Source organism: Citrobacter sp. Cpo109 (assembly GCF_030332565.1).
Classification (GTDB): domain Bacteria; phylum Pseudomonadota; class Gammaproteobacteria; order Enterobacterales; family Enterobacteriaceae; genus Citrobacter; species Citrobacter portucalensis.
The window spans coordinates 1-26,848 of the sequence record NZ_JAOWHQ010000043.1; the positions used below are offsets into that span (position 1 = coordinate 1).

The 26,848-nt window shown below is 52.6% G+C and carries 22 protein-coding genes; 3 read left to right on the forward strand and 19 right to left on the reverse strand.

All coding sequences use genetic code 11. From position 1 onward, the window contains the following. The 15 genes from cpsG to OGY71_RS03790 form a co-directional block, all read right to left on the reverse strand. The coding region (gene cpsG / locus OGY71_RS03720) for a colanic acid biosynthesis phosphomannomutase CpsG (protein ID WP_286612873.1) at nucleotides 1-1,127 on the reverse strand (1,127 nt) is incomplete at its 3' end. A gap of 127 nt (nucleotides 1,128-1,254) precedes the next feature. After that, complete coding sequence (cpsB, locus tag OGY71_RS03725; protein WP_240389231.1) at nucleotides 1,255-2,691, reverse strand: mannose-1-phosphate guanyltransferase; 1,437 nt, start codon at nucleotides 2,689-2,691, stop codon at nucleotides 1,255-1,257. Further along, complete coding sequence (wcaI, locus tag OGY71_RS03730; RefSeq protein ID WP_003834255.1) at nucleotides 2,691-3,917, reverse strand: colanic acid biosynthesis fucosyltransferase WcaI; 1,227 nt, start codon at nucleotides 3,915-3,917, stop codon at nucleotides 2,691-2,693. The genes cpsB and wcaI overlap by 1 nt, the downstream gene beginning before the upstream one ends. Beyond that, a complete protein-coding gene (locus tag OGY71_RS03735; protein ID WP_003834256.1) occupies nucleotides 3,914-4,393 on the reverse strand; it encodes a GDP-mannose mannosyl hydrolase in 480 nt (159 codons plus the stop codon). The genes wcaI and OGY71_RS03735 overlap by 4 nt, the downstream gene beginning before the upstream one ends. A 2-nt stretch (nucleotides 4,394-4,395) precedes the next feature. Beyond that, the gene (gene fcl / locus OGY71_RS03740; protein WP_003834257.1) at nucleotides 4,396-5,361 is read right to left on the reverse strand and encodes a GDP-L-fucose synthase; all 966 of its coding nucleotides are present in this window, start codon (nucleotides 5,359-5,361) and stop codon (nucleotides 4,396-4,398) included. Between the two features lie 2 nt (nucleotides 5,362-5,363). Further along, nucleotides 5,364-6,485 carry a GDP-mannose 4,6-dehydratase gene (gmd, locus tag OGY71_RS03745; protein WP_003036748.1) on the reverse strand — a complete coding sequence of 374 codons (1,122 nt, stop codon included), beginning with the start codon at nucleotides 6,483-6,485 and terminating at the stop codon, nucleotides 5,364-5,366. Between the two features lie 24 nt (nucleotides 6,486-6,509). Beyond that, nucleotides 6,510-7,064, reverse strand: coding sequence for a colanic acid biosynthesis acetyltransferase WcaF (gene wcaF / locus OGY71_RS03750; protein ID WP_003834258.1), 555 nt, complete (start codon nucleotides 7,062-7,064; stop codon nucleotides 6,510-6,512). A gap of 9 nt (nucleotides 7,065-7,073) precedes the next feature. Further along, on the reverse strand, nucleotides 7,074-7,820 hold the full coding sequence (wcaE, locus tag OGY71_RS03755; protein WP_286612875.1) for a colanic acid biosynthesis glycosyltransferase WcaE: 747 nt from the start codon (nucleotides 7,818-7,820) through the stop codon (nucleotides 7,074-7,076). Between the two features lie 5 nt (nucleotides 7,821-7,825). Then, nucleotides 7,826-9,043 carry a colanic acid polymerase WcaD gene (gene wcaD, locus OGY71_RS03760; protein WP_020996654.1) on the reverse strand — a complete coding sequence of 406 codons (1,218 nt, stop codon included), beginning with the start codon at nucleotides 9,041-9,043 and terminating at the stop codon, nucleotides 7,826-7,828. Then, entirely contained in the window at nucleotides 9,018-10,235 is a 1,218-nt protein-coding gene (gene wcaC / locus OGY71_RS03765) for a colanic acid biosynthesis glycosyltransferase WcaC (RefSeq protein ID WP_286612877.1), read from the reverse strand. Before wcaC ends, wcaD begins: the two co-directional genes overlap by 26 nt. Next, entirely contained in the window at nucleotides 10,232-10,720 is a 489-nt protein-coding gene (gene wcaB / locus OGY71_RS03770) for a colanic acid biosynthesis acetyltransferase WcaB (RefSeq protein ID WP_193134197.1), read from the reverse strand. Before wcaB ends, wcaC begins: the two co-directional genes overlap by 4 nt. A 2-nt stretch (nucleotides 10,721-10,722) precedes the next feature. Then, nucleotides 10,723-11,565 carry a colanic acid biosynthesis glycosyltransferase WcaA gene (gene wcaA / locus OGY71_RS03775; protein WP_000206145.1) on the reverse strand — a complete coding sequence of 281 codons (843 nt, stop codon included), beginning with the start codon at nucleotides 11,563-11,565 and terminating at the stop codon, nucleotides 10,723-10,725. A gap of 72 nt (nucleotides 11,566-11,637) precedes the next feature. Continuing rightward, nucleotides 11,638-13,800, reverse strand: coding sequence for a tyrosine-protein kinase Wzc (gene wzc, locus OGY71_RS03780; protein ID WP_286612879.1), 2,163 nt, complete (start codon nucleotides 13,798-13,800; stop codon nucleotides 11,638-11,640). Further along, nucleotides 13,797-14,246 carry a low molecular weight protein-tyrosine-phosphatase Wzb gene (wzb, locus tag OGY71_RS03785; RefSeq protein ID WP_003834265.1) on the reverse strand — a complete coding sequence of 150 codons (450 nt, stop codon included), beginning with the start codon at nucleotides 14,244-14,246 and terminating at the stop codon, nucleotides 13,797-13,799. The genes wzc and wzb overlap by 4 nt, the downstream gene beginning before the upstream one ends. A 5-nt stretch (nucleotides 14,247-14,251) precedes the next feature. Continuing rightward, entirely contained in the window at nucleotides 14,252-15,391 is a 1,140-nt protein-coding gene (locus tag OGY71_RS03790; RefSeq protein WP_003834266.1) for a polysaccharide export protein, read from the reverse strand. A gap of 655 nt (nucleotides 15,392-16,046) precedes the next feature. Between OGY71_RS03790 and OGY71_RS03795 the strand changes: the two genes are divergently transcribed. Further along, complete coding sequence (locus OGY71_RS03795; protein ID WP_032934495.1) at nucleotides 16,047-17,630, forward strand: TerC family protein; 1,584 nt, start codon at nucleotides 16,047-16,049, stop codon at nucleotides 17,628-17,630. Between the two features lie 44 nt (nucleotides 17,631-17,674). On the opposite strand, the gene asmA is transcribed toward OGY71_RS03795, so the two are convergent. The 3 genes from asmA to udk form a co-directional block, all read right to left on the reverse strand. Then, on the reverse strand, nucleotides 17,675-19,528 hold the full coding sequence (gene asmA, locus OGY71_RS03800; protein ID WP_286612881.1) for an outer membrane assembly protein AsmA: 1,854 nt from the start codon (nucleotides 19,526-19,528) through the stop codon (nucleotides 17,675-17,677). A gap of 26 nt (nucleotides 19,529-19,554) precedes the next feature. After that, nucleotides 19,555-20,136 carry a dCTP deaminase gene (dcd, locus tag OGY71_RS03805; RefSeq protein ID WP_003834269.1) on the reverse strand — a complete coding sequence of 194 codons (582 nt, stop codon included), beginning with the start codon at nucleotides 20,134-20,136 and terminating at the stop codon, nucleotides 19,555-19,557. A 91-nt stretch (nucleotides 20,137-20,227) separates the two neighbouring features. Next, complete coding sequence (udk, locus tag OGY71_RS03810) at nucleotides 20,228-20,869, reverse strand: uridine kinase (RefSeq protein WP_003036776.1); 642 nt, start codon at nucleotides 20,867-20,869, stop codon at nucleotides 20,228-20,230. Between the two features lie 315 nt (nucleotides 20,870-21,184). Between udk and OGY71_RS03815 the strand changes: the two genes are divergently transcribed. Beyond that, a complete protein-coding gene (locus OGY71_RS03815) occupies nucleotides 21,185-24,514 on the forward strand; it encodes a diguanylate cyclase (protein WP_286612883.1) in 3,330 nt (1,109 codons plus the stop codon). On the opposite strand, the gene alkA is transcribed toward OGY71_RS03815, so the two are convergent. Then, nucleotides 24,482-25,351 carry a DNA-3-methyladenine glycosylase 2 gene (alkA, locus tag OGY71_RS03820; protein WP_063940491.1) on the reverse strand — a complete coding sequence of 290 codons (870 nt, stop codon included), beginning with the start codon at nucleotides 25,349-25,351 and terminating at the stop codon, nucleotides 24,482-24,484. The genes OGY71_RS03815 and alkA overlap by 33 nt on opposite strands. Before the next feature lie 136 nt (nucleotides 25,352-25,487). On the opposite strand from alkA, the gene yegD reads away from it, so the two are divergent. Beyond that, nucleotides 25,488-26,840 carry a molecular chaperone gene (gene yegD / locus OGY71_RS03825; RefSeq protein WP_020996657.1) on the forward strand — a complete coding sequence of 451 codons (1,353 nt, stop codon included), beginning with the start codon at nucleotides 25,488-25,490 and terminating at the stop codon, nucleotides 26,838-26,840. The last annotated feature ends 8 nt before the right edge of the window (nucleotides 26,841-26,848 follow it).

The following is a 26,848-nucleotide window of genomic DNA, read 5'->3' on the forward strand; positions in this document are numbered from 1 at the left end:
CTCGCCGGGTAGGCCACCATCCGGTCACGAACCAGTTCGCCCAGCGACTGCCCTTTCAGACACAGCAGCTCCGCCACCAGCAGCCACGGGATCATTCCGCTGTCGCAATAGGCAAAATCGCGGAAATAGTGGTGCGCACTCATTTCACCGCCATAAATGGCATCTTCACGGCGCATCCGCTCTTTGATAAACGCGTGCCCGGTTTTAGACATCACCGGTTTACCGCCTGCCGCCGTCACCACATCCACGGTGTTCCAGGACAGGCGTGGGTCGTGGATAATTTTCGCCCCCGGATTCTTCTCCAGAAACGCTTCCGCCAGCAGGCCGACAATGTAGTAGCCTTCAATGAACTGACCTTTTTCATCGAACAGGAAGCAGCGGTCAAAATCACCGTCGAAGGCAATCCCCATATCCGCGCCGTGTTCAATCACCGCATTGCGCGTGTCGGCCCGGCATTCCGGCAGCAGAGGATTGGGAATACCGTTGGGGAAGTTGCCATCCGGCATGTTGTGAATTTTGATGAACTCGACCGGCACGCCCAGCGCCTTAAAACGGGCTTCAATGGCGTCAACCACCGGACCTGCCGCGCCGTTGCCGGAATTGAGCACCAGCTTCATCGGTTTCAGGTTGGCTGGATTGATGTAACCCAGCAGGTGGTCAATGTAGGCATCACGGGTAGTAATGCGCTGGTAGCGGCCACGTTTTGTCTCATCAACCGCCGGGAAGTCATTGGCTTCCGCCAGGCGCTGCACGTCGCGCAGACCGGTATCACCGCTGATGGGCCGAGCCCCTTCCCGCACCAGCTTCATGCCATTGTAATCCATCGGATTATGGCTGGCGGTCACTTCAATACCGCCGTCAATGCCCAGGTGGAAAGTGGCAAAATAAATCTCTTCGGTACCCGACATGCCAATATCCAGCACATCCACGCCTGCATCCTGCAGTCCTTTCGCCAGCGCCAGCTTCAGCGTCTCACTGGTCAGGCGCACATCGCCGCCAAGGGCAATCGTTTTTGGCTTCAGGTACTCGCCATAAGCGCGGCCAATACGCCACGCAATATCTTCATTCAGCTCTTCGCCCAGCCTGCCGCGAATATCGTAGGCTTTGAAACAGGTTAATTTCGTCATGATTTACCCTTCTTCAGGCAACAGTTAGCCCTCTCCTGACTGGAGATATTTTTCAAAAAATGACTAACCGTTCGTTTGTAGGCCGGATAAGGCGTACACGCCGCCATCCGGCAACGATGATGTTGTGTTAAGCGCGCCCGTATCTGTCCGCAAACCGCACCACATCATCCTCATCGAGGTAAGATCCGGAGCGCACTTCAATCAGATCGAGCGGGATTTTCCCCGGGTTCTCCAAACAATGGGTCGCCCCCAGCGGAATATAGACAGACTCGTTTTCAGCGAGCAGTTTAATGTCGTTATTGATTGTCACCTTCGCGGTACCAGCCACCACAACCCAGTGTTCAGCCCGGTGATGATGCATCTGCACGGACAATCCCTCACCGGGTTTAACGGTAATCCGCTTCACCTGGTAACGGTCTCCGGCATCAATAGAGTCGTACTTGCCCCATGGACGATAAACTTCACGGTGAATATGGTGTTCATGGCGTCCGTCAGCTTTAATTTGCTCCACCACTTTTTTGACGTCCTGCACCGCGTTGCGATCGGCTATCAGCACCGCATCTTTGGTCTGCACCACCACCAGATCCTTCACCCCGACGGTCGTCACCAGGCCAGACTCGGCATACACGTAGCTGTTTTCCGTTTTATGGCTAATGACGTCACCATGATGCACATTGCCTTCAGCGGTATGGGCGCTGATTTCCCACAATGATGACCAGGAGCCAACATCGCTCCAGCCTGCGTTCATGGGCATAACCACCGCATCGGCCGTACGTTCCATTACCGCATAGTCCACAGACTCTTCCGGGCAGGCGAGAAACGCCTGTTCATCAACGCGGATAAAATCAAGATCGGGGTCAACCGTACTCATGGCGTTTTCGCAGGCCTCAAGAATGTCGGGGCGATATTTTTTCAGTTCTTCCAGATAGCGCCCGGCCCGGAACAGAAACATGCCGCTGTTCCAGTAGTAGTCGCCGCTCGCCACGTAAGCCTGCGCGGTTTCCAGATTGGGCTTTTCAACAAACTGCGCCACCTGAAAAGCCACGGCGTCAGTATTGGATGGCGAAACCTCGCCGCGACGTATATAACCATAGCCGGTCTCCGGCTGGTCCGGCACGATGCCAAACGTCACCAGCTTACCCGCGCTGGCGTAGGGCATTGCATTGCGAACCGCCTCGCGAAATGCCTCCTCGTCGGCAATCATGTGATCGGCCGCCAATACCAACAGCAGCGGATCTTCCCCCGGACTTTGACGTTTTGCCGCCAGCGCGGCCAGTGCTATCGCCGGTGCCGTATTGCGCCCGGCGGGTTCGAGAATAATATTCTCAGTCAGCTTGTGCAGTTGTCGTAGCTGTTCCGCCACAATGAAACGGTGTTGTTCATTACAGATAACCACCGGGCTTTCGCACTCCACGCCGTTCAGACGACAAATCGTTGTCTGCAGCATGGTGAGGTCGCCTTTCAGGCACAGGAACTGCTTTGGATACAACACGCGGGACAGAGGCCATAAACGGCTACCCGAGCCACCGGCCATCACCACCGGAAAGAGTTTGGTTTGACTCATCATGTACCCCGAATATCTGCAATAAATTGGCTCAGCACGTTTTCTTTATCCAACGTGCGTTCGGCATACTCACGTGCCACCGTGTTCACTTTTGGCATGGTTAGCGCCTGTTGAATCCCGCCAACCAGCGCATTCATTGATTCAGGTTCGACACACACCGCGATGCCTGGGTGAGCGTCACACAGCTGACCCAACTCGGTCTCCGGTTCGGCGGTAATCACCGCGTTACCGCCAACGGCGAGGATATTGGTCAGTTTGGAGGGCAATACGGCATCCGCCGCACCGCGCTTTTGTACCACCAGATGGCAGTCCGCCATCTTGAGCAGCGCAGGTAGCGCGTCATAAGATTGCAGCGGAAAGAACATCACATTGTTCAGGCCGCGTTCACTAGACATACTCTCCAGCCGCGCTTTCCCCCCGCCCTGCCCGACAATCACAAACAGCCAGGGCTGTTCGCTCAACAGGGCCGCTGCGTCGATCACACTCTCCAGCCCTTGCTTTTCACCGATATTGCCTGAGTAGAGAATGATTTTTTTATCATCAGGCAAGCCCAGTTGCTGGCGCAACGCCAGAGCATCGGCATCGTTCACGTCACGAAAACGTGTTACTTCTGACCAGTTCGGAAAGAAAATGACCTTCTGTGCATCAACGCCCTTCTCCTGCGCTTTATTCATCATTGAGCGAGAAATGGTCGAAATATGATCCATATTCAACAGCCCACTGCGCTCAAAGGCGCTGGCCAGTTTTGCCACCGCGCCACGCTTGCCTTTGCCCGCCATGCCAAGCCCCAGCATGGCATCGACTTCGTAATCCTGAATATGCAGCAGCGTGCGCGCCCCGGACAGCTTCGCCAGCAGGCGCATGCCCGGCGTACAAAACAGCGTCGGCACTACCCCAATGATGCGATCCGGCTTCCAGCGACGCTGCGCCAGCAGCGGAAAGAAACTGCTCAGAGCGAAACTGCCTAGATGCAGCACACGCTTGAGCGTAGAAGGCTGCTCAGGCACATACAGCGGACAACGCCAGACGATGGCATCGCCCTCTTCACGACGATAGCGCCAGGATGAATAGCGACCGTTGACCTTCCACTGCGGATAATAAGGCGGCGCAGTGATCACCCGTACGTCATGCCCCTGTTGCGCCATCCACTCCACCATTTCACCGGTGTATTTACCGATACCGGTCAACTCCGGCGAATAGTTGATGCCATACACAAGGATCTTCATAGCCCGGGTACTCCGGCCTGACTCTTCTCACAGAAGTAAGCCCGGCTGTTGTCGTGCACGTGGTCACTGGTCAGAATCTCTTCAATTGCCAGCCAGCGGTACGCGTCATGTTGAACGTCAGGCAGCTGCAGGTCGTTTTCCGACACCCGCAGACGAAATCCCAGCACGATGTAATGCGTTGAGAAATCTTCCCCGGAAAAGTTGTCGTCATAGAAGTGCTGCCAGACCCCGTAAAACTCTGCAGCGGACAGCGGTAAACGTAACCCCAGCTCAGCGCCAGTCAGCCGCTCAAAGGCCGCGCGCAGCGGTTCATCTTTTTGCACCCGACCGCCGGGCACGAACCAGTACCCCTGCGCCGGACGATTGAGGCGCTTGCCAAGCAGAAATTCGCCGTGGGCGTTTTCCACGATCAAATCGATGGAAATCAGCGGAGTTGAACGTACAACGGTGGCAAAATCCTCATGACGTAAAAACATGCTTACCCCCGGTAACGCTGCTGGTTTTCAAGGAACCACTGATATGTACTGGCAAGCCCCGCTTCCAGAGATATCTCGTGATACCAGCCCAACTGATGCAGACGCGTAACGTCGAGCAATTTGCGCGGCGTGCCGTCCGGTTTGCTGGCGTCAAACACCACGCGCCCCTTGTAACCCACAACCTGCGCGATGGTCTGGGCCAGTTCACGGATGGTGCAGTCCACGCCAGTGCCCACGTTGATATGCGACAGCATTGGTTGGGTATATTCCTGCAACACTTCCTGAGCCAGCTCCATCACGTGGATACTGGCCGCCGCCATATCGTCGACATGCAGAAATTCACGCATTGGCGTCCCGCTTCCCCACACCACCACATCCGGCGTATTTTGCTCGCGAGCCTCATGAAAGCGGCGCAGCAGAGCCGGGATCACATGCGAATTACTCGGATGAAAGTTGTCATGCGGTCCGTACAGATTGGTCGGCATCACCGAGCGATAATCACGGCCATACTGCCGGTTATACGATTCGCACAGCTTGATACCGGCAATTTTGGCAATCGCATACGGTTCATTGGTCGGTTCAAGAGTCCCCTGCAACAGTTCACTTTCAGCGATTGGCTGGGTGGCTTGCTTGGGATAAATACAGGATGACCCGAGAAACAACAGTTTATTCACGTTATGCAGATGAGCTGCATGAATAATGTTGCTCTCAATCATCATGTTTTCATAAATAAAATCAGCAGGATAAGTATTGTTTGCCACAATCCCCCCTACTTTTGCCGCCGCCAGATAAACCTGATCAATGTGTTCAGTGGCGAAGAACGCCTGCACCGCACCGGCGTCCAGCAGATTAAGCTGGTCGCGGGTACGCAGCACCAGCTCTACGTTATTTCGCTGCGACAATTGTCTGACGATGGCGGCCCCCACCATCCCGTGATGGCCCGCAACAAAAATACGTTGTGTCTTCATCCTTAGTACTCCAGCGCGATAGCGACCTCGTAACCGTGCGACTTGAGCAGGGAATGTTTCTTCGCCGCATCAAGATCGTTGGCAACCATTTCCGAGATCATCTGGCGCAGTGTGATTTCCGGTTTCCAGCCCAGTTTTTCATGGGCTTTGGCCGGATCGCCCAGCAGCGTTTCCACCTCAGCCGGACGGAAGTAGCGCGGATCAACGGCAATCATGACATCCCCGGGTTTCACCCCCGGCGCATCGTGTCCGGTCACAGAAACCACGATGCCTTTCTCATTCACGCCCTCACCTTCAAAGCGCAATTTAATCCCCAGCTGAGCGGCCGCCATTTCTACAAACTGGCGCACGGAATACTGCACGCCGGTGGCAATCACGAAATCTTCCGGCTTATCCTGCTGCAGCATCATCCACTGCATCCTGACGTAATCTTTGGCATGCCCCCAATCGCGCAGTGAATCCATGTTGCCCAGGTACAAGCAAGACTCCAGCCCCTGAGCGATGTTGGCGATCGCCCGGGTAATTTTGCGAGTAACAAAGGTTTCGCCGCGGCGCGGAGACTCGTGGTTAAACAAAATGCCGTTACAGGCATACATCCCGTAAGACTCGCGGTAGTTGACGGTTATCCAGTAGGCGTACAGCTTGGCAACGGCATACGGCGAGCGCGGATAGAACGGCGTGCTCTCTTTCTGCGGGATTTCCTGTACCAGACCGTACAGCTCAGAGGTGGACGCCTGATAAAAACGGGTCTTTTTCTCCAGACCAAGGAAGCGGATCGCCTCCAGTAAACGCAAGGTGCCGATCGCATCAACGTCTGCGGTGTATTCCGGTGAATCAAACGACACCGCGACATGGCTCATGGCGCCCAGGTTATAGACTTCATCCGGTTGGACTTCCTGTAAAATACGGGTCAGGTTGGAGGAGTCGGTCAAATCGCCATAGTGCAGATGAAATTTGGGATTGCCTGAATGCGGATCCTGGTAGATGTGGTCCACACGTTCGGTGTTGAATGATGAAGCGCGACGCTTAATACCGTGTACTTCATACCCTTTTTCCAGCAGAAGCTCTGCCAGGTAAGAACCATCCTGCCCGGTTACGCCAGTAATGAGAGCGACTTTTGACATGTTATAACCTCTTCAGTGATCCCCTCAGGGAGTAACTTTCTCGACGCGTTCGCGCGTGACTACTGCGGGATTTCCCCGACAAATGACATTTGCTGGCAGCGATTTAAATACGCTGCTTCGTGCTCCAACGACGGTGCCATCGCCAATCGTCACGCCAGGCGCGACAAAGACATCTGTCGCCAACCAGCATTTAGCGCCAACCACAATCGGCGTGGCGTTAATATCAAAATGTTGACTGGCATAATCATGACTCCCGGTGCATAAATAACTTTTTTGCGAAATAACCGCGTGGGCGCCAATCGTAATATCACCTAACGTATATAAAACCGCGTCGTCACCCACCCAGGCATAATCTCCCAGGGTTAATTTCCACGGATAAGTAATTCTTACTGAAGGCCGAATGACTACGTTTTTTCCTATTTTTGCGCCAAACATTCGTAATAAAAATGCACGCCAGCGATACATGACCTGTGGAGACCAGCGAAATAATGTTGCTTGCACCGCCCACCATAATTGCACTTTAATAGCGCCACCGCCGCGAAAACCTCCAGGCACTTCAAATCCGCTTAAATCTTGCATACTATGCCCTTACGTTTTCCCATATAAGGTTTTAGTTTTACCAGTTGTGCGCAGACGTAAATATTCTGACAATCCGGTCCAAAAACCTGGCATGTGTAATATCTGGCGCTGTACTTTTTTGGCATCCCGACACAATTCCAGATTATTCGTCGTTGACACTCCGCCCATGGAAAACTCCGATACCAACCCGCACAGCTTTTTAAAAGCGTAACCGGACTTGTATAATTGGGCTGCCAACGCGTAATCAGACGATATTTTATATTGCAAATCATAATGCCAGACATTCAGTCCTGAGAGCGGAAAGAATATCGCCTGATGGCTGGCGGGCAGGCTGTGATAAATATACCAACCTGGTTTTGCCCGGCGCTTAATTTTGTTGCCATTGCCGAAATCCAGCAACGCATCGCCAATGACCATGGTTTGGTCGCTCTGCGTTTTTAACTGGCGGATAAAATGTGCCGCATCCGCATGCAGAATATCCCCGGAGTTGAGGAACAGCGCGAACCGCCCGCGCGCCATCGCGATGCCTTTGTTCATCGCATCATAGATGCCGTTATCCGGCTCGCTGACAAACCTTAACCGGTGTTCCCCACTGAGCCCTTCAAGAAACGCCGACGTACCATCCGGGGAGCCGCCATCAACAACAATCCACTCAAAACTGATATCACCCGCTTGCGCCAGATGTGCCAGCGATGCGTGAGTTTTGACGATCCCTTCCAGATTGCGAAAGGCGACGGTAATGATACTGAGCAGCATGTGAGTTACCTCGCGATATTCAGCGCCTTGCGCAATATAAACGGACATACAATTAAAAATGCGTATTCCGGACTAAATACTGAACCTGTAAAAAACAGGGACAACGGTGTAAAAAGATAAAGCTGCACCCGATAATTCTGATTATCGCCAAACGCATTGATCATCATTTTCATGACCTTCCCCATGTACCATAGGGCTAATATCACCGCGAACCATGAAAAATAAATAATCAGCAGATACAAACCATTGTCTATTGTTTTACCGACATCTGCACCGTTAAAAATTCCGAATGACGCGACGTATTCATAAAGTGAGCCAAATCTCACTACGCCATCAACATTCAGTAATGAATAACCGACCATCACCAATGGTCCTACGATACGATAATACGATGACGAACCTTCAGTTCCTAAATCACCAAGCCGCGTTGCGATGTACGGAAAAGCAAATATCACCCCAACTAAAAACACGCTTAATGAGATTATCGCCAGCGGTAGCTTCTTTTTTATCGCATCCTTATTCAGGTACTGGAATGCCCACTCCAGGAGATAAAACAAAATAAACGTCATTACCCCTGAAAAAGATCCTGATAATATTATCCCTGCCAGAATCATAGCATCGGACTTAGGTGTTTTGATACCAAACTGTTTGATACTGAGCCAAATTGAGATTAACGCCAGAGCGAAGAATGCCGGTTCGAAATAGAGTGCGGTGGTACGTTTCCCACCAAACTTAATAAAGTTCAGAACATAGCTGTTACTGTAAATAAGATATTTCGAAATAACTTCCATTAAACTGCTGCCGCCGCTGAGAATTATCTGTGCCATTTCAACCGCAGCTAACCCCACCACCAGCCCCACCACCAGCCAGAAAAAACGCAAAATCTTAATATAGTTATGCGGTGAAATGGTTTTGAAGCGAATACTCCACACCATGCCAATAATCACCACGGTATAAACAAACAGCATCGCTGACGTTACGTACTTGCTGGCATCCAGTGATTGACCGAACAGGTAGTTAAACGCCGTCAGCCCGCCCCCCACGCCCAGTGCGATCATTAATTTTTTGATATTGATGCGCTCGACAAACAGCAACAGCAGAACGGGCAAGAACGTGACGATGGTTATCGGGAAGCTCTCGCCAAGCTGGGCAAGTTTGACGTTAACCAGCAGATAAAGCAGCGGTAGCACCAGATAGCTACAGATTCTGATAGAACGAGACATATTCCTCCAGCATCTGTTGCCCACTGTATGCCACCCGACTGCGCTGGCTGAACGCGGTAAGGGACGTGTCAAATACCGCCTGCGCAATGTCTGATTTTTTCAGCTGCACCAGCTGCAATACGTCCGCTTCGCTGAACGTTTTGCCGCCTGATTTAGCCAGCACTTCCTGCGCGGCATCGCTGTGTGTGGCAATTACCGGTACGCCGATGGAAAGTGCTTCGCACAGAATCAGCGGGTAGTTATCGACACGGGAGCTGAACACCAGTCCATCCATCTGGTTAAGCGCACTCATCAACGTGCGCTTATCGCTCTCAAAACCGTGGTTGATGACGTTATCTCCCGCAAATGGCGAAAATTTGCCGAAGGTATGCAGCTCAATTTTGTCCCCAAGTGCGGCAATCGCTCGCACCAGTTGTTGACTGGTTTTGCCGTCATAGCGTAGGTCATGAGCCACCACGGCAATTTTCGGCCGACCGCTCTCCGCAGGCATCGCGGGTAGTTCGCCAAGAATGGCTTCAGTTGCCACATCAATGCCATTATTGATAATACGGCAGCGTCCCACGCCATACAGGCTGTTGAATGCCTCGGCCACATGTTGACTGGGCGAGATAAACTGGCAACCCAGCGCCAGCATGGCACGGAACATCTGCCGCTTACCGGGCAACTGCTGATGGGCTTTATCGACTTTTACCGGCGGATAATTGCTGAGCGTTGGGCATTTCTGGCAGCCCGTTTTCCAGCCTTCGCAGCCATCAGTAAAGGCACAGCGCCCGGTCACGCTCCAGTGATCGTGCAGCGTCCAGACGAAAGTGATATCCGGTTTATGCGCCTTCACTTTTTGGCAAAAAGAGACCACCTCTTCCAGGTTCAACCAGTAGCTGTGCAACACATGAAAATGCAGTACCAGCGGGCCGCAGGTGCGGGTAACTTCACGGTATAACTTGTTGAGATTGCCAAACATGTCGCGGTTCGCGAAACGAAACAGCGCAATGTTCGCCGCCGACGTCAGGCGCGGCGTATATTTGATAACCTGCGGGAAATTCGCATGACTGGCGCTTTTTTTACCGCCTTTGCCATAGCCATAGACAAACCGCGACGACAGCCCTTTTTCCAGCGACCTCAGATGCAAATCTAACGCCACACCTGCCGCCCCACCTTCTGCGAGTCGGACATTAAACTGTAATATCTTCATTTTATTACCTTCACCCGTGCCTTCTCACCCACGACCAGCGTATTGTCCGGGACGCTATCCACCACAACGCTCCCGGCGCCAATCGTCACGTTATCGCCAATAGCAACGTCGCCGAGCAGAGTGACATTGGCCCCCAACTCAACGCCGTTACCGATGACCGGACAGGATGGGTCGTTGGCACCAATATTGCCGATGGTGACGCCGTGGCGTAGGGTAAAATCATCCCCCGCCACCACGTGTTTATTGATAACCACCCCATAGCCATGATGGATGGTGAAACGACGACCGATTGATGCAGCAGCCTGAATTTCATAGCCAAACAGGCATTCGGTGATAAGGCGGTACATCACCAGCACCGGGGCGGCCCACAGGTTGTTTATGATATTTTTTTTACGCCAGACGGAGCAAAAATGGGCAATCCGATAGGCCGCCACCATGCAGCAGGGGCGCAGACTCCAACCGTTCGCGCGTAAATCTTCCAGCATAATTAGCGTCCTCGCAGTCCGTCGGCCAGACGCTTACTGTTGCGAACAGAAAGCAGCGTCAGCAGCGTGCGCCAGTTCATCCGTTTGTTGCGGATCTGATAGAGGGTAAACAACTGATATTTCTTGCTGGCCCGGTCAAATTTGCCTTTGTGCTTGCGGTAAAACTGAAAGTAGCCGGAGAATTTATTCGGCGATGAGGTAATACGCATCTCGCCGTGATTCACATGCAGGATCTGCGTCGCCTCTTTGACCTTCCACGGTTTGCCATACGCCACCACCATGCGCAGGAAGATGTCGTAATCCTGCGCCGCTTTCAGCGTGGTATCGAACAGGCATGCTTTAAACCGCCATGCCCAGGTAAATACCTGATTACCAATGATGTTGCGCTTATAAAACCTGCGGCGTGAATAAACGGACTTCGGATAGAGCGGCAGACTGGTCGGCTGCGAATACACTTCGCCCTCACAGACATAGTCATTGGCATACAGAAACGCCCGTGTGACCAGTTGATGCCGATACTGCAGGAACACGCTCAGGCGGTTCGGCGTCCATTCATCATCATCATCAATCCCCGTAATGTATTGCCCGTTGGCCTGCATAATGGCCTGATTACGCACCGCACAGGCCCCGGAGTTGGTGGAATTATGTGTATACGACACGCGCGGATCGTTGAGTTCCTCAACAAACTGCTGCAACTGCTCATATGAGGAAGAGCAATCATCCACAATGATCATCTCCCAGTGAGGGTAGTCCTGGCGCAACACCGATTTAATCGCCCGAATGGCCAGCTGCTGGCGGTTCCAGGTTGGCATATAAATTGAAATTAGCGGGTTTTCTGTCGTCATTTTCGTTTCCGGATAGATACGCTTTTGTAGGCCGGATAAGGCGTTTTTGCCGCATCCGGCAGGGTTGGTGATTTATTTCGCATCCGACGTGTATTCGTATTCGTAGTAGCCGTAATCCTGATACCCGCTGGCACGACGGAAGATCGAGTTGAGGATCACCCCTTTAACCTGAATGCCATTTTGCTCGAAGCGACTCAGGCTGGTTTCCACCTCTTTCAGCGTGTTGACCGCATAACGCGCCACCATCAGCGTGGTGCCGACATGACGGCCAACAATCGCCGCATCGGTCACCGCCAGAATTGGTGGAGTGTCAATCAGCACCAGGTCATAGTGCGAGCTGGCCCAGGCAATCAGTTCGCCGAAACGCTCGCTCATCAGCAGCTCGGAAGGATTGGGAGGGATTTGACCGCGAGGGATCAGATCAAAATGCGGAATCGATGTCGGTTTGGCGCTGGATGAGATATCCCCCTTGCCAATCAGGATCTCAGACAGGCCGTTGACATTATTGGTACCCAGCAGTTCGTGGGTATAGCCTTTGCGCATATCGCAGTCGATCAACAGCACGCGTTTATTGGTCTGGCTGATGACTGCCGCCAGGTTGGCGCAGACAAACGTTTTGCCAATCGACGGGCTGACGCCGGTCAGCATCAATACGTTGTTACGCGCCTGCATCATGGCAAAGTGCAGGCTGGTACGCAGGCTACGGACCGCTTCTATGGCGAGATCGGTTGGATTACCCACGGCCAACAGCTGGCTTTGCTTGTAGCGTTTCACACCTTTAATGGTCTGAACGTTATCACGTGCTTTTTGCCATTCAGACAGAGGAATACTGGCATACACGCTGATACCATGCTCTTCCAGTGCCTGCGGGCTTTCAATACCGCGATTAAACAGAGAACGCAGCAGTACGCCCACCACGGAAAGCATCAAACCGAGAATGATACTGCCGAGAATAATCAGCGCCGTTTTCGGCTTCAGCACGCCAGGCTGGGCAATCGCGGGATCGACAATGCGCACATCGCCAACCGTACTGGCCTCGGTAATCTTCAGTTCCTGTTGCTTGTTCAGCAACTGCATATAGACCTGCTGACCGGACTCCACATCACGCGTCAGACGAACAATTTCCTGCTGCGTTTTCGGCATCGCCGTTACGCGCCCGTTCAGCTTACTTTTCTCATCTTCCAGCGCCTGGCGTTTTTCCAGCAGCGTGCGGTACGCCGGATGCGCTTTGGTGAACAGCTTGGAAATCTCCGCTTCTTTGAAGGTCAGTTCATTCAACTGCGCATCGATATTCACCATCGAATCCAGCACCGCTTTGGCTTCCAGCGGCAAATCCACGGAGTCTTTATCCTGGCGAAAGGCGTTCAGCTTGTTTTCAGCAACGTCCAGCCGATTACGCACCTCAGGCAGTTGCTTTGCCAGAAACGCCAGGCTTTTGGCGGCCTCTTCGGATTTACGTTCCACATTTTGTTGCAGATAGTTGCGGGTAATACTGTCGAGGATCTGGCGGATTTGCTCGCGGTCTTCGCCGGTAAAGGTCAGGCTCAATACGCCGGTGTCTTTGCCCGTTTCCGTCACCGTCAGGTTATTTTGCAGGGTGTTTATCATGCCCAGCGTGGAGAATTTGCTGACGGTAAATTGGCTCTCCGGGCTGGCATGAATCGCCTCAACCAGCATCGTCACGCCATCATGTTCCAACACCTTGCCGACTTGCCCCCGGGCGCTAAAACCCCCGTCACTCGCCAGTTGATAGCTTGTGTCATTCAGCACATTGAGTGTGAAGGTCTGTTCATTCATTGCCTTTGGCTGCGTGAAGGTGGTCACATTAACCGTTTCGTTCTGACGCCCCATCAGCCGGTCCCAGCCCGCGCCAAAAATAGGGAATGTATCTTTGGTAACGGCGATATCGAGGTTAAGATCGTCTACCGTTTTTCCTAATACCAAACGCGACTGGATGAGCTGAATTTCCGCTTCCGAGGCCGGAGGTTTGTTCGACAACGCCGAGCCAATATCCTGCACCAGTGAATTTCCGGTATTTTGCTCAATTTGCACCAGCGCGTCCGCACTGTAGATGGGTGTGGCGAACAACGTGTAGACCGCGGCACACAATGCAAAAGCCGTGGTAATGCCAAGAACCCACCAGCGGGCTTCCACCACCGTTGCGACCAGACGACCAATATCGATTTCATCATTGCCCGTTACCGGCGCAGCAGACTGTTTTACTTTTTCTGTCATTGTTTTCCCTGCTCTGCGTTCAGTGCCTGAGCCCATTGGCGGGCAGACCGTTCAAGTAATGCGTACACCGCGTCAAACGAATCACGGCTTTTACGATACGGATCGGGAATTTCGCGCTCGCTGTCCCAGTGCCCAAAAAGCATCACTTTGCCGCGCATCTCCGGCACCATTTCACACAGGGCAGAGATATGGCGCTTTTCCATGGTCAGGATCAGGTCATACTCCCGGCACATTCGTCCCGTGATCTGCCGGGCACAATGATTATCCAGGGACAAGTTGTGCGCCTGCGCCACGCTAATGGCGCACGGATCCGCGCCTTTCCCCACCAACGCCCCAAGACCGGCAGAAGAGACCGTTAACGCCGGATGAAATTGCCTTAACAAGCGCTCTGCCGTCGGGGAACGACAAATGTTCCCCACACAGACAACTAAGATTTTGTTAAACATGATGATTACCAGTTGTGAAGGTCGCTGGCCGTGTCCGTCATATAGCGAACACCGCTAATAGTCGGCAGCAACTGATTGATCAAACGGTTCCAGCGAGCAACCGGCGCGGTAGTGACGTACACCACATCGTATGGCTGGAGTCGGAATGATGTTGCCATCACCAGCGACGTCGCATCGGACATATCAAGCTGATAGATATTGGCGATCTTGCCGTTGTTCCCGCCCTCGCCTTTCAATGGTCGAATAACGAAAATGCCGCTGGCGTTGGAGGTGGTCAGGTCGATACCTTCGGCATTGCCCAGCGCTTCGGTAAGCGTCATGCCGCTGAAGTCCATTTTGAGGGTGCTCTGTTTTTTCACTTCCCCCATTACGAAGACTTTCAGATCGTCATTACGCGGAACAAACAGAATGTCACCAGGATAGAGCAGACGGTTCTGGCTCAGGTCGCCATTTTGCATCAGCGCTTGCAGTGAAATACGTTGCTCCTGCCCTTTATGAGTCAGCACAACGTTGCGCCAGTCTGCTGCCTCGGTGAGACCGCCAGCGGCGTTAATGGCATCGAGAACGGTAAGCGGTACGTTGGTGATGGCCTGCTGGCCGGATTTGTTCACCTGCCCGGAGACATAGGCCTTCTGCGAGCGGAAAGCGGCGATATTAACGTCCACCTGCGGGTCAGCAATGTACTTCGCTAAGCGCCCGGTAATATCACTACGAATCTCTGCCAACGTTTTCCCTACCACGCTGACTTTGCCGATGTAGGGGTAAAACATGGTGCCATCAGGCTGCACCCAGTTGCCGGTATCGCTTGAGCTACGGTACTGCCCGGCTGGCGTGGTGAGTTCAGGATGGTCCCAGACTGTCACATTCAGGACATCCCCCGGGCCGACCCGGTACTGATATCCGGAAATCTCCTGGTCCAGCGACATATTAGGCTGTGCAACATTTGGTCGAGGACGTAATTGTTCGACCAGCCGTGGCGTGAGTGGATAAACATTCACCATGCGATCGATATCAAAATCAGCGTCCTGCTGTTTAATCACATCTTTGCCCATCGTAGACATATTGCTGCCCGGAAGCACGGTACAACCGTTTATCAAGATCACCGATACCAATACTGGCATCAATTTAAGTTTGGATTTCATCATTGATTATTTATCACTTTGGCAGAGTATTTATCACATGCAATCTAAATAGCGACTTCGCCTGTACGTATTTACCTTGCCGTTAATTGAAATGGAATTTAACTGGCATCAGTCCTAAAAAAAATGTATTCATCTGCGGTCTCTTGACAGAATAATTTAGGCTTGTTTCAGGCGACCAGACACGCTACCGCCCCTGGCTTCACTAGCTACCAATGCACTGATTAATTTAAATTTTTATCTTCTCCTTTATTTTCATCACATTTACAGCGTTAACGCATCGGGAATGGCGTCACTGATTGATGAGGAAATATTTATCTTTTGATTATTACCGCAAGAATTGTTGCAGCTATGCGAATATCAGGCAAGATAACAAACCGCCGATACCCGGCTTTTAAGATTAATATTAAGCGTCGGATTTATATATTTTTAGGATTTTATTGATATTGACAATGTTGATATAAAAATATTCCACCTGCGATATTTCCTAAATATTTTTAGATTAATAAAAACATTTCCTGTAGTTACATTAAGGCTATTATCCTGCGTCTGTTCTGATATAACCGACAGAGAAATCCCTTCTCGCCATTGCATTTTTCGCCAGTTTTACCCATGATCGAATTGTGACAATTGTCATACAACTATGGGTATAGCATTTACTATGGAATGGATTGCCGATCCGTCAATCTGGGCCGGACTGGTCACGTTAATCGTGATCGAACTTGTTCTTGGCATTGATAATCTTGTTTTTATTGCCATCCTCGCGGAGAAATTGCCTCCTGCCCAGCGGGATAAGGCGCGTATTACCGGGCTACTGCTGGCGATGGTTATGCGCCTGCTGCTGCTGGCATCAATATCCTGGCTGGTAACGCTGACCACGCCGCTGTTCAGCATTCGCGATCTCAGCTTCAGCGCCCGCGATCTGATCATGCTGTTCGGTGGTTTCTTCCTGCTGTTTAAAGCCACTATGGAGCTCAACGAACGGCTGGAAGGGAAAGACAGCGATAACCCCACCCAGCGTAAAGGCGCTAAGTTCTGGGGGGTGGTCGCGCAGATCGTGGTGCTGGACGCCATCTTCTCTCTGGATTCCGTCATTACCGCTGTTGGCATGGTCGATCACCTGGCGGTGATGATGGCGGCAGTCATTATTGCCATCAGCCTGATGTTGCTGGCCAGCAAGTCGCTGACGCGCTTTGTTAACAGCCATCCAACTATTGTTATTCTGTGTCTGAGCTTCCTGCTGATGATTGGTTTCAGTCTGGTGGCCGAAGGGTTTGGTTTCCATATCCCGAAAGGTTACCTGTACGCGGCCATCGGCTTCTCGGTCATGATCGAAGCATTGAACCAGTTGGCTATCTTTAACCGTCGTCGCTTCCTCTCAGCCAACCATACTCTGCGCCAGCGCACCGCCGAGGCGGTAATGCGACTGCTGAGCGGGCAAAAAGAAGATGCTGAACTGGATGCCGAAACCGCGGCGATGCTGGCGGATCATCATGAAGGTCAAATTTTTGCGCCTCAGGAGCGGCGGATGATTGAACGTGTGCTGAACTTCAATCAGCGTACCGTCAGCAGTATCATGACCTCGCGCCACGATATTGAACATATCGACCTCAATGCGCCCGAAGCAGAAATCCGCGCCTTACTGGAAAAAAACCAGCATACGCGTCTGGTGGTCACTGGCGAAGACGAGCAGGAGGAACTGCTGGGCGTGGTGCATGTCATCGATTTGCTGCAACAGTCTCTGCGCGGCGAGCCGCTCGACCTGCGCGTATTGATTCGCCAGCCGCTGGTGTTCCCAGAAACTCTGCCGCTGCTTCCTGCGCTTGAGCAGTTCCGTAATGCCCGCACGCATTTCGCGTTTGTAGCCGATGAATTTGGTTCCGTCGAAGGGATTGTGACGCTGAGTGATGTGATGGAAACCATCGCCGGCAATCTGCCAAACGAGGTAGAGGAAATCGACGCCCGCCATGATATTCAGAAAAACGCCGATGGTTCGTGGACCGCTAACGGACATATGCCGCTGGAAGACCTGGTGCAGTACGTGCCCATCCCATTAGATGAAAAACGTGAGTATCACACTATTGCCGGGCTGTTAATGGAGTATTTGCAACGCATTCCAAAAACCGGGGAGGAAGTCCAGGTTGGTGACTATCGGCTAAAAACCCTGCAGGTGGAAAATCATCGCGTGCAAAAGGTCCAGCTGATACCGCTACACGGTGAAGAAGAGATGGATTACGAGGTGTAAGTCACGAGCCGGATGGGGCATTAGCCACCATCCGGCAATATGAATCAGAGCTTATCCAGCAACTTTTTAACATCTTTGCCGTTGCGGGAATCTTTATTGCGATCTGCCCAGTCATTCAGACGACGTTTTGCTTCATCCTGCAGATGCTTACGCAAAAGCTGATCAACTTGCAGACTGTAGTTTAGTGATTGCCACTGGCCATAGACCCTGAGAGGAACTGGGGTGGCCTTCAGGAAACTAATCAACTTACTTTCGCCATCCCAACCGCCCAGCACGCGAATGTTAAACAGCGTGTCGCAATTCTGCTTCACCAGATCTAACGTTCCTTTGCCGGTTAGCGCCAACATCGCGGACTCCCCTGCCATGTTATCCAGCGTCACCTCTCCGTTATCCAGCGTCATATCGGTTACAAAATGATCCAACCGGGTCACGTTATCGAGGTTTTGCTGAGATTTAACATCCCCACCGCTGCGTTCTACAGCCTGTTGAATCATCTGCTGGAAGTTCATCCCTTCCATTCGCGTATCGTTCATTTCGACATGGGCCTGCCCTTGCCAGCTATGGCGAAACGCCTGGGCATCAATATCTGAGCCGGAAAAGTCTCCCGCCAGCGACAGCTTGCCGGTGAGTGCGATGGGGTAATCAAAGGCCTTCAGAATCGTGCCAATTTCCACACCTTCCAGACGCGGATGAAAGACCGCTCGCGGTTCTCCCTTTCTGGCATCCAGCGTGCCGGGCAGTGAGATCAGCCCGCCATCACTTTTTCCCTGCAACTGCGCAATGTTCAGTAAGCCGAACTGGTTGTCTATTTTTGCCGAAACATTCTCAAACGCCATTTTCCGCCACAGCACTTTGTCAGCCTGCAAAGCGATGTCTGCCGAAAAACCCTTGAGTCCTTGATACGAAACGGCATCAACCTGGGAAGCAATGACGGGGCGCGCCAGCGTTGACTGACTCTGACCTTGCTGAACGTCACCTTTTGCTGTCGCCGCTGCGTCATGTTGTACGAGCAGGTTATCCAGATTGAGCTGACCAAATTTTAGGTCGACGGCCCATTCCGGTTTTTCCAACAAGGATACGTGCGCTTGCCCGGAGAACGAAGAGTCATTGGCGGTCAAATTTATCTGGCTAAACGAAAGCTGTTTTTTCTCTTCCAGCCATTGCGCCTGAAGATGTCCCTGACCGTTGATTCCCTGCGGCGGCAGATCGGCCCCCTGCAGTTGCCAGCTTAACTGCGCAATATTCGCAGATAAGTTGTGCGGATAATCGGAGGCATCGACCGTGCCGTTAAAGGATAACGCGAGATCGCGCTGATCGCGGTTCACACGCCCGGAAAAATCAAACGTGCCGCGGTGCTGGCTATCTTGTTCCATCTCCAGACGAATATCACGAACGGTAACTTGTTCGTCGTCTTCATGCTGGAATACCAGAACACTGTCGGCAACCCGCAAACGGGCGATATCAAACGACCACCCTTTGTCTTCTGCCAGATCGGGCAACATATTGTCTTTTGGGGCAACGGGCGCATCTTTACCGCGCACCGCCTCAGTTTGCGGGGTCAGTTGAATCACTGCGCCTTTGAGCATCACCTGCTTCACGCTGAGCTGGTGGCTCAACAGCGGCCATAACGCAACGTCAAGACGCATATTGTCGGCACGAACCAGAGGTTCGCTGGCACCTTCAGCCGTTAACACCACTCGCCCTGAGAGGATACTCAGTTGCGGCCATACGTGCCAACGCAGGGGGCCATCCAACTGCAGCTGATATCCGCTACGTGCGGCAACCTGCTTGACCATATACGCGCGGAAATCATTCGGATTAACCAACAGTACTAACGCAGAAAAGCCGGCCACCAGCACGACCAGAAGAATCATCAGCGTCGTCAGAAATCGTCTCATGCTATCCCCAATGGACTGAAAAACACTCAGTCTTTATCGATCCGGCTGGCAACAGCGCCCTGCTGGTCGCGATACTTCGCATCCTGACGACGGTTGTATGGTCGCGCTGCCGGACCAGAAAGCGGTTCGAAACTTAACGCGCCAATCGGCATGCCCGGACGCAGAGCCAGGGGTAATTTTCCGGAGTTGTAAAACTCCAGTACGATACAGCCAGACCAGCCCGGATCGATACGGTGTGCGGTGACGTGTACCATCAGTCCCAGACGAGCCAGCGAAGAACGGCCATCTAACCAACCGACGAGATCGGAAGGCAGCGTCACAGATTCAAATGTTACTGCCAGCGCAAGCTCACCCGGATGCAAGAAGAATGCCTCGCCGTCCTTGAGGACGATTTCATCACTCATCACGCGATCCAGCGCGGCGCTGACTTCATCTTTCGGTCCGCTCAAATCGATATACGCCGCTGTATGACCGCGGAACGTACGGAATTTGTTGCCAAGACGCACATCTACCGTGGCGCCATTGATTCGCTCGACAGGAGGGCGTGGAGTGATCGACAGGCGACCTTCATCCAACCAGGCTTCAATATCTCGGTCACATAAACGCATGGCACTTTCTCCTTTCGTGCTTCAAACCCTTAATGCCAGGTGCGTTAAGGGTGAACCAGGTTATCACTGAACGGTACACAATTCGCTGAACTTATTCAAAGAACTGACTGATTTTAGCCTTCAGAATATCGATGGCGATGCGGTTTTTACCCCCGCGCGGCACAATGATGTCGGCGTATTGTTTTGAAGGCTCAATAAATTGCAGGAACATTGGGCGGACGGTTTTCTGGTATTGCGCCATCACCGAATCCATTGAACGACCACGTTCATTCACATCGCGCTTGATACGGCGCATCAGACAAATATCCAGCGGCGTATCAACAAAAATAGAAAAGTTCATCTCATCGCGCAAACGCGCATCCGTCAGCAGCAAAATGCCTTCCAGGATGATGACTTTCTTCGGTTCGATATGAATAGTGTCTTGCGTACGCGTGTGCTCAACATAGCTATAAACCGGCAGCTCAATGGCAGAGCCGCGTTTCAGCGTTTGCAGATGTTGAAACAGCAGGCTGTGGTCCATCGCGTTCGGATGGTCGTAGTTGGTTTTTACGCGTTCTTCCATCGACAGATGGCTTTGATCTTTGTAATAGCTGTCTTCGGGAATAACGCCAATATGTTCGTCACCGACTTGTTCACGCAATTCGCGATAAAGAGTACTGGCAATAAGGCTCTTGCCGGAAGCCGATGCGCCGGCAATGCCGATAATGACGCACTGATGGGACTGATCAGTCATAAATTTAGCGACCTGATTAACCTGGATGTAAGGAAGGGCGGCGCCGAAACGCCAAACGCGGCAATTATAGGGATTTCAGCGGCGCGATGCCACCCCAGGCTGCACCAATGCTGTCCCTGTCGCAAATTAAAATGGTCAGATTTAGAACAGCCGCTATATTTATTCACCTGCCTTAGGAATTAATAGCTTGGGAGTGTTAATTTATGAGCAGCTGGCGTATAAATTGTAAATTGTTTGTACTAGCATAATCCCAGATTAAATGTGATGCGTTCGGCATCTCTGCTGGGCGACAACGGCTATTTGGGTAGAGTGGTAATGAGTAAACAATCCCAACATGTTTTAGTTACCTTACCCCATCCTCTACTGCGCCTGGCCAGTTTAGGTCTGGTGGCTTTCATCTTTACGTTGTTTTCGCTGGAACTGTCACGTTACGGCGCACAGCTTGCACCGCTGTGGTTTCCAACCTCTATCATGATGGTGGCTTTTTACCGTCACGCGGGAAAGATGTGGCCAGGGATCGCGCTGGCTTGCTCATTCGGTAGCATCGGCGCCTCTTTACTTTTTTTCCCCGGACAGTCGCTTAATTTCTCCTATACGGTCATTAACATTATTGAGGCTGTTGTTGGCGCAATGTTATTGCGTAAACTGCTGCCCTGGTACAATCCCTTACAAAATTTGAATGACTGGGCGCGCCTGGCATTTGGTAGCGCGGTTGTTCCGCCACTGTTGGGCGGCATATTGATGTGGTTGTTGCTGCCGAAGGACACATCATTAAATACCTTTCTCATTTGGGTACTGTCAGAATCCATTGGCGCACTGGCGTTGGTGCCGTTAGGTTTACTGTTTAAACCACATTACCTGTTGCGCCATCGCGACCCGCGATTATTGCTTGAGACCCTGATCACCCTGCTGGTGACCTTAACGCTCAGTTGGCTGTCCATGATGTACATTCCATGGCCATTTACCTGCGTTATTGTCCTGCTGATGTGGAGCGCTGTCCGTCTGCCGCGTATGGAGGCGTTTTTAATATTCCTCAGCACCGTGATGATGGTTTCGCTGATGCTGGCTGCCGACCCTTCGCTGCTTTACACCCCGAAACCGAACATGATGACGGACATCCCCTGGTTGCCGTTTTTGATGATCCTGTTGCCCGCTAATATGATGACCATGGTGATGTACGCGTTTCGAGCCGAACGCAAGCACATTTCAGAAAGCGAGTCACGCTTTCGTAACGCCATGGAATATTCCTCGATTGGCATGGCTTTAGTCGGTACCGAGGGACAATGGTTACAGGCCAATAAAGCCTTGTGCCAGTTTCTGGGCTATAGCCAGGAGGAGTTACGTTCACTGACCTTCCAGCAATTGACCTGGCCGGAAGATTTGAACAACGACATTGAACAGCTGAACATGCTGGCACGCGGAGAGATTAATAGCTATTCCATGGAAAAACGCTATTACACCCGCGCAGGCGACGTCGTCTGGGCGTTGCTGGCGGTTTCGTTAGTGCGTCATAGCGACAATACCCCACTCTACTTTATTGCGCAGGTTGAGGACATTAACGACCTGAAGCATACCGAATGGATCAACAAACGGTTGATGGAGCGCATCACCCTCGCCAATGAAGCCGGGGGGATTGGGATTTGGGAATGGGAACTCCAGCCTGACGTGATCAGCTGGGATAAACGGATGTTCGATCTCTACGAAGTTCCTGCGCATATCAAGCCCAGTTGGCAAGTCTGGTATGAGTGCTTGGTACCCGAAGATCGTGAGTACGCCGAAAATGTGATTCGTGATTCACTGGCCGCACGGGCTCCGTTTAAGCTTGAGTTTCGTATCGCGGTAAAAGATGGCATACGCCATATCCGTTCGTTGGCCAACCGGGTACTGAATAAAGACGGCGAAGTTGAACGCTTACTTGGTATCAATATGGATATGACCGAAGTCAAGCAGCTTAACGAAGCGCTGTATCAGGAAAAAGAACGCCTGCACATTACGCTGGATTCAATCGGCGAAGCGGTGATTTGTATTGATGTCGATATGAACGTGACCTTTATGAATCCGGTCGCTGAGAAAATGAGCGGCTGGCAGCAGGACAGTGCCATCGGCATTCCGCTATTGACGGTACTACATATTACTTTTGGCGAGAACGGTCCGCTGATGGAAAATATCTACAGTGCTGACATGTCGCGTACGGCAATCGAACAGGAAGTGGTCCTGCATTGCCGTAACGGCAACAGTTATGACATTCAGTACAGCATCACGTCTCTCAGCACCCTCGACGGCGGCAGCATTGGCTCAGTGTTGGTTATTCAGGACGTCACAGAGTCACGGAAGATGCTCCGCCAGCTTAGCTACAGCGCCTCGCATGATGACCTGACGCAGTTGGCAAACCGGGTCAGTTTCGAAAACCATCTAAAACAATTGCTGCATTCGGTACACGATACGCACCAGCGTCATGTGCTGGTTTTTATCGATTTGGATCGTTTTAAAGCGGTGAACGATAGCGCGGGTCATGCCGCTGGCGATGCCCTGCTGCGTGAACTCTCAGCGCTTATGCTCAGCATGTTGCGATCCAGCGATATGCTGGCGCGCCTGGGCGGCGACGAGTTTGGTCTGTTGCTACCGGATTGTAATATCGAAAGCGCCCGCTTTATTTCAGGTCGCGTCATCAGCGCCATTAATGATTACCACTTCATGTGGGAAGGCCGCTTACACCGTATTGGCGCCAGCGCAGGGATTACGCTCATTGATGAGAAAAACCATGTCGCGACCGATGTGATGTCTCAGGCCGATATTGCCTGTTATGCGGCGAAAAACAGTGGGCGTGGACGCGTCTGCGTTTATGAACCGCAGCAAAGCCAGGGTCATGCCGCGCGTAGTCAACTGACATTGGATGAGCAAAGACACACCATTATGCACAACCCAATGCTGATGATCGCCAGAGGTGTGGCTTCCCCGCGTATACCGGAGACGTTTAGCTTCTGGCTTCTCTCGCTTCGCTTAGGCACCGCTGAAGGTGAAGCCATTGAGGAGCAAGCCTTCCGCGCCGGGCTGGTCGATCCCGCGTTAAGCAAGGCGCTTGACCGTCGGGTATTTAGCGAGTTCTTCCAGAATGCTGCCCAAGCAGTAGCCAGTAAGGGCCTCAGTATTGCCCTGCCCCTTTCCGCCGCCGGCCTGCTCAACACAGAACTTATCGATGAGCTGCTGGAGCACTTGCAACACAGTCCACTACCGCCGCGATTGCTGCATCTGACCGTTCCGGCAAGCGTCATCAAAACCAACCCAACGCAGGCGATATCCGCCCTGCATCGACTGCGTCAGTACGGTTGTCGAATTGTGTTAAGTCAGGTTGGTCGCGATTTAGAGCTTTTTGACAACCTGAAATATCACATTGTCGATTACCTGTTGCTCGACAGCGAGCTAAGTGCCAGCGCTCCCGGCAACCTGATCGACGAAATGTGGGTGTCCATTATCCAGGGTCATGCCCAGCGCCTGGACATAAAAACTATCGCCGGCCCGGTGCAGTTGCCACTCATCATGGATACGCTTTCTGGCATCGGTATTGATATGATTTATGGCGATATTATTGCCGATGCCCAACCGCTGGATCTGCTACTGAATACCAGTAATTTCGCCATCAACTGACGGCTGCCAGCCATCCGTATACCAGATATGCAACAGCGCATAGGAGCGCCAGGGTTTCCAGCGCTCTGCATACCGTCGGATCTGGGCCGGTGTCATGCCGGGAAAACGCTGCTTAATCAGATAATCATCCGGCAGAAAAACGTCCTTCGCCTGCCAGCCGCGCAGTGCAAAGTAGTTGGCGGTCCAGCGTCCTATCCCGGGAAACGTTTGTAGCTGCTTAACGCCTTGTTCGATATCGGTAGGGGTTGTTGTCGCGAGCGCTCCCTCAAGCATTGCGCGAGCCAGATGAATCAACGCTTCAGCGCGTTTGAGCGGCATTCCTAACGCTTTCAGGTGCAGCGGATCGGCATTGGCAAGCGCTTCCGGCGTAGGAAAACACACATACTCGGGTGCATCCTCCAGCGCTTCCCCGTAAGCATGCGCCACTTTCGCCGTCAGTTTCGCGGCCATCAATACGCTGACTAACTGCCCTAAAATCGCCCGCACCCCTTGCTCAAACGCATCGACACATCCCGGCAGGCGCAGTCCAGGACGCGCCGCACCGAGGCTACCCAGCGCGGCGATAATTTGCTGCGGGCAACAGCCAAGATCGAACAAGCGCGTTATTTTTGCCAGGCACTCGGAAGCTACCGGCTGTAACCCTGTGCTCAATGTCACGTGTAGCACGTTGGCGTGCAGATCCGGGACAACGCGCACCAGACCACGATGTCCCCCTACGGACAGGCTTCTGACATAATCCAGCTTTCCTACGGTTTCGACACCTTCAACCGCACGGGCGGCAAGAAACCCCAGCATCCAGGGCCAGTCATAAGGCGGTTGCCAGCTCAGCGTGAACATTCAGTTTTCCTTTTTACGCAAACCTACAGCATAAACGGTATTCAATCAGTACGCCTTGCTTTCATATTCCAGTTGTCGGGGCGTCAACTATTCGTTAAAGTCACGCCCCTTCTTCACTGGCATGGGGATTTTTACGGTGTTTATTGGTTTTGACTACGGTACGGCAAACTGTTCAGTGGCCGTTATGCGTGACGGGCAGCCTCACCTGCTCAAAATGGAAAATAACAGCACGCTGCTACCCTCAATGTTGTGCGCACCAACGCGCGAAGCGGTTAGCGAGTGGCTGTATCGCCATCACGACATCCCAACTACGGACGATGAAACGCAGGCGCTGCTTCGCCGCGCGATGCGCTACAACCGCGAAGAAGACATCGACGTTAACGCCAACAGCGTGCAGTTCGGTCTGGCATCGCTGGGTCAGTATATTGAAGACCCGGAAGAGGTGTACTTCGTTAAATCGCCAAAATCATTTTTGGGCGCCAGCGGTCTGAAGCCGCAGCAGGTTGCGCTATTTGAAGATCTGGTCTGTGCAATGATGCTGCACATTCGCAACCAGGCGCAAAGCCAGCTGCCGGAAGCTATCACTCAGGCCGTGATTGGTCGGCCCATCAACTTCCAGGGATTAGGTGGCGATGACGCCAACACCCAGGCGCAGGGTATTCTTGAACGTGCGGCCAAACGCGCCGGTTTTCAGGATGTCGTCTTCCAGTACGAGCCGGTAGCCGCGGGACTGGATTACGAAGCGACGCTGCAGGAAGAAAAACGCGTGCTGGTGGTAGATATTGGCGGGGGGACGACCGACTGTTCACTGCTGCTGATGGGGCCGCAATGGCATCAGCGTGCCGATCGCGAAAACAGCCTGCTGGGACACAGTGGCTGCCGCGTAGGCGGGAACGATCTGGATATCGCGCTGGCGTTTAAACACCTGATGCCGCTGCTGGGTATGGGCGGTGAGACTGAAAAAGGTATCGCCTTACCGATTCTCCCCTGGTGGAACGCGGTCGCAATCAACGACGTTCCCGCGCAAAGTGATTTCTACAGCAGCGCCAACGGTCGATTGCTCAACGATCTTGTCCGCGACGCAAGAGAAGCCGATAAAGTCGCTCTGCTGCTTAAAGTCTGGCGCGAGCGTCTGAGCTACCGCCTGGTGCGCAGCGCAGAAGAGAGCAAAATCGCGCTTTCTGACCAAACCATTGTAACGGCGGCGATACCGTTTATCAGCGACACGCTGGCAACCGATATCAGTCAACACGGACTGGAAGCAGCGCTCAATCAGCCCCTGGCGCGTATTCTGGAGCAGGTTCAGCTGGCGCTGGACAACGCGCAGGAAAAACCGGACGTGATTTATTTGACCGGCGGCAGCGCGCGTTCACCGCTGATTAAAAAAGCCCTCGCCCAGCAGCTTCCGGGGATCCCGATCGCGGGTGGCGATGATTTTGGTTCAGTTACCGCCGGACTGGCCCGCTGGGCTGACGTTGTTTTCCGCTAAGCCACTCG

What these genes read in the sequence shown, in the direction of transcription:
- cpsB (WP_240389231.1), bottom strand. Translation starts at nt 2,691, where the DNA reads ATGAGTCAAACCAAACTCTTTCCGGTGGTGATGGCCGGTGGCTCGGGT.
- wcaI (WP_003834255.1), bottom strand. Translation starts at nt 3,917, where the DNA reads ATGAAGATCCTTGTGTATGGCATCAACTATTCGCCGGAGTTGACCGGT.
- OGY71_RS03735 (WP_003834256.1), bottom strand. Translation starts at nt 4,393, where the DNA reads ATGTTTTTACGTCATGAGGATTTTGCCACCGTTGTACGTTCAACTCCG.
- fcl (WP_003834257.1), bottom strand. Translation starts at nt 5,361, where the DNA reads ATGAAGACACAACGTATTTTTGTTGCGGGCCATCACGGGATGGTGGGG.
- gmd (WP_003036748.1), bottom strand. Translation starts at nt 6,485, where the DNA reads ATGTCAAAAGTCGCTCTCATTACTGGCGTAACCGGGCAGGATGGTTCT.
- wcaF (WP_003834258.1), bottom strand. Translation starts at nt 7,064, where the DNA reads ATGCAAGATTTAAGCGGATTTGAAGTGCCTGGAGGTTTTCGCGGCGGT.
- wcaE (WP_286612875.1), bottom strand. Translation starts at nt 7,820, where the DNA reads ATGCTGCTCAGTATCATTACCGTCGCCTTTCGCAATCTGGAAGGGATC.
- wcaD (WP_020996654.1), bottom strand. Translation starts at nt 9,043, where the DNA reads ATGTCTCGTTCTATCAGAATCTGTAGCTATCTGGTGCTACCGCTGCTT.
- wcaC (WP_286612877.1), bottom strand. Translation starts at nt 10,235, where the DNA reads ATGAAGATATTACAGTTTAATGTCCGACTCGCAGAAGGTGGGGCGGCA.
- wcaB (WP_193134197.1), bottom strand. Translation starts at nt 10,720, where the DNA reads ATGCTGGAAGATTTACGCGCGAACGGTTGGAGTCTGCGCCCCTGCTGC.
- wcaA (WP_000206145.1), bottom strand. Translation starts at nt 11,565, where the DNA reads ATGACGACAGAAAACCCGCTAATTTCAATTTATATGCCAACCTGGAAC.
- wzc (WP_286612879.1), bottom strand. Translation starts at nt 13,800, where the DNA reads ATGACAGAAAAAGTAAAACAGTCTGCTGCGCCGGTAACGGGCAATGAT.
- wzb (WP_003834265.1), bottom strand. Translation starts at nt 14,246, where the DNA reads ATGTTTAACAAAATCTTAGTTGTCTGTGTGGGGAACATTTGTCGTTCC.
- OGY71_RS03790 (WP_003834266.1), bottom strand. Translation starts at nt 15,391, where the DNA reads ATGATGAAATCCAAACTTAAATTGATGCCAGTATTGGTATCGGTGATC.
- OGY71_RS03795 (WP_032934495.1), top strand. Translation starts at nt 16,047, where the DNA reads ATGGAATGGATTGCCGATCCGTCAATCTGGGCCGGACTGGTCACGTTA.
- asmA (WP_286612881.1), bottom strand. Translation starts at nt 19,528, where the DNA reads ATGAGACGATTTCTGACGACGCTGATGATTCTTCTGGTCGTGCTGGTG.
- dcd (WP_003834269.1), bottom strand. Translation starts at nt 20,136, where the DNA reads ATGCGTTTATGTGACCGAGATATTGAAGCCTGGTTGGATGAAGGTCGC.
- udk (WP_003036776.1), bottom strand. Translation starts at nt 20,869, where the DNA reads ATGACTGATCAGTCCCATCAGTGCGTCATTATCGGCATTGCCGGCGCA.
- OGY71_RS03815 (WP_286612883.1), top strand. Translation starts at nt 21,185, where the DNA reads ATGAGTAAACAATCCCAACATGTTTTAGTTACCTTACCCCATCCTCTA.
- alkA (WP_063940491.1), bottom strand. Translation starts at nt 25,351, where the DNA reads ATGTTCACGCTGAGCTGGCAACCGCCTTATGACTGGCCCTGGATGCTG.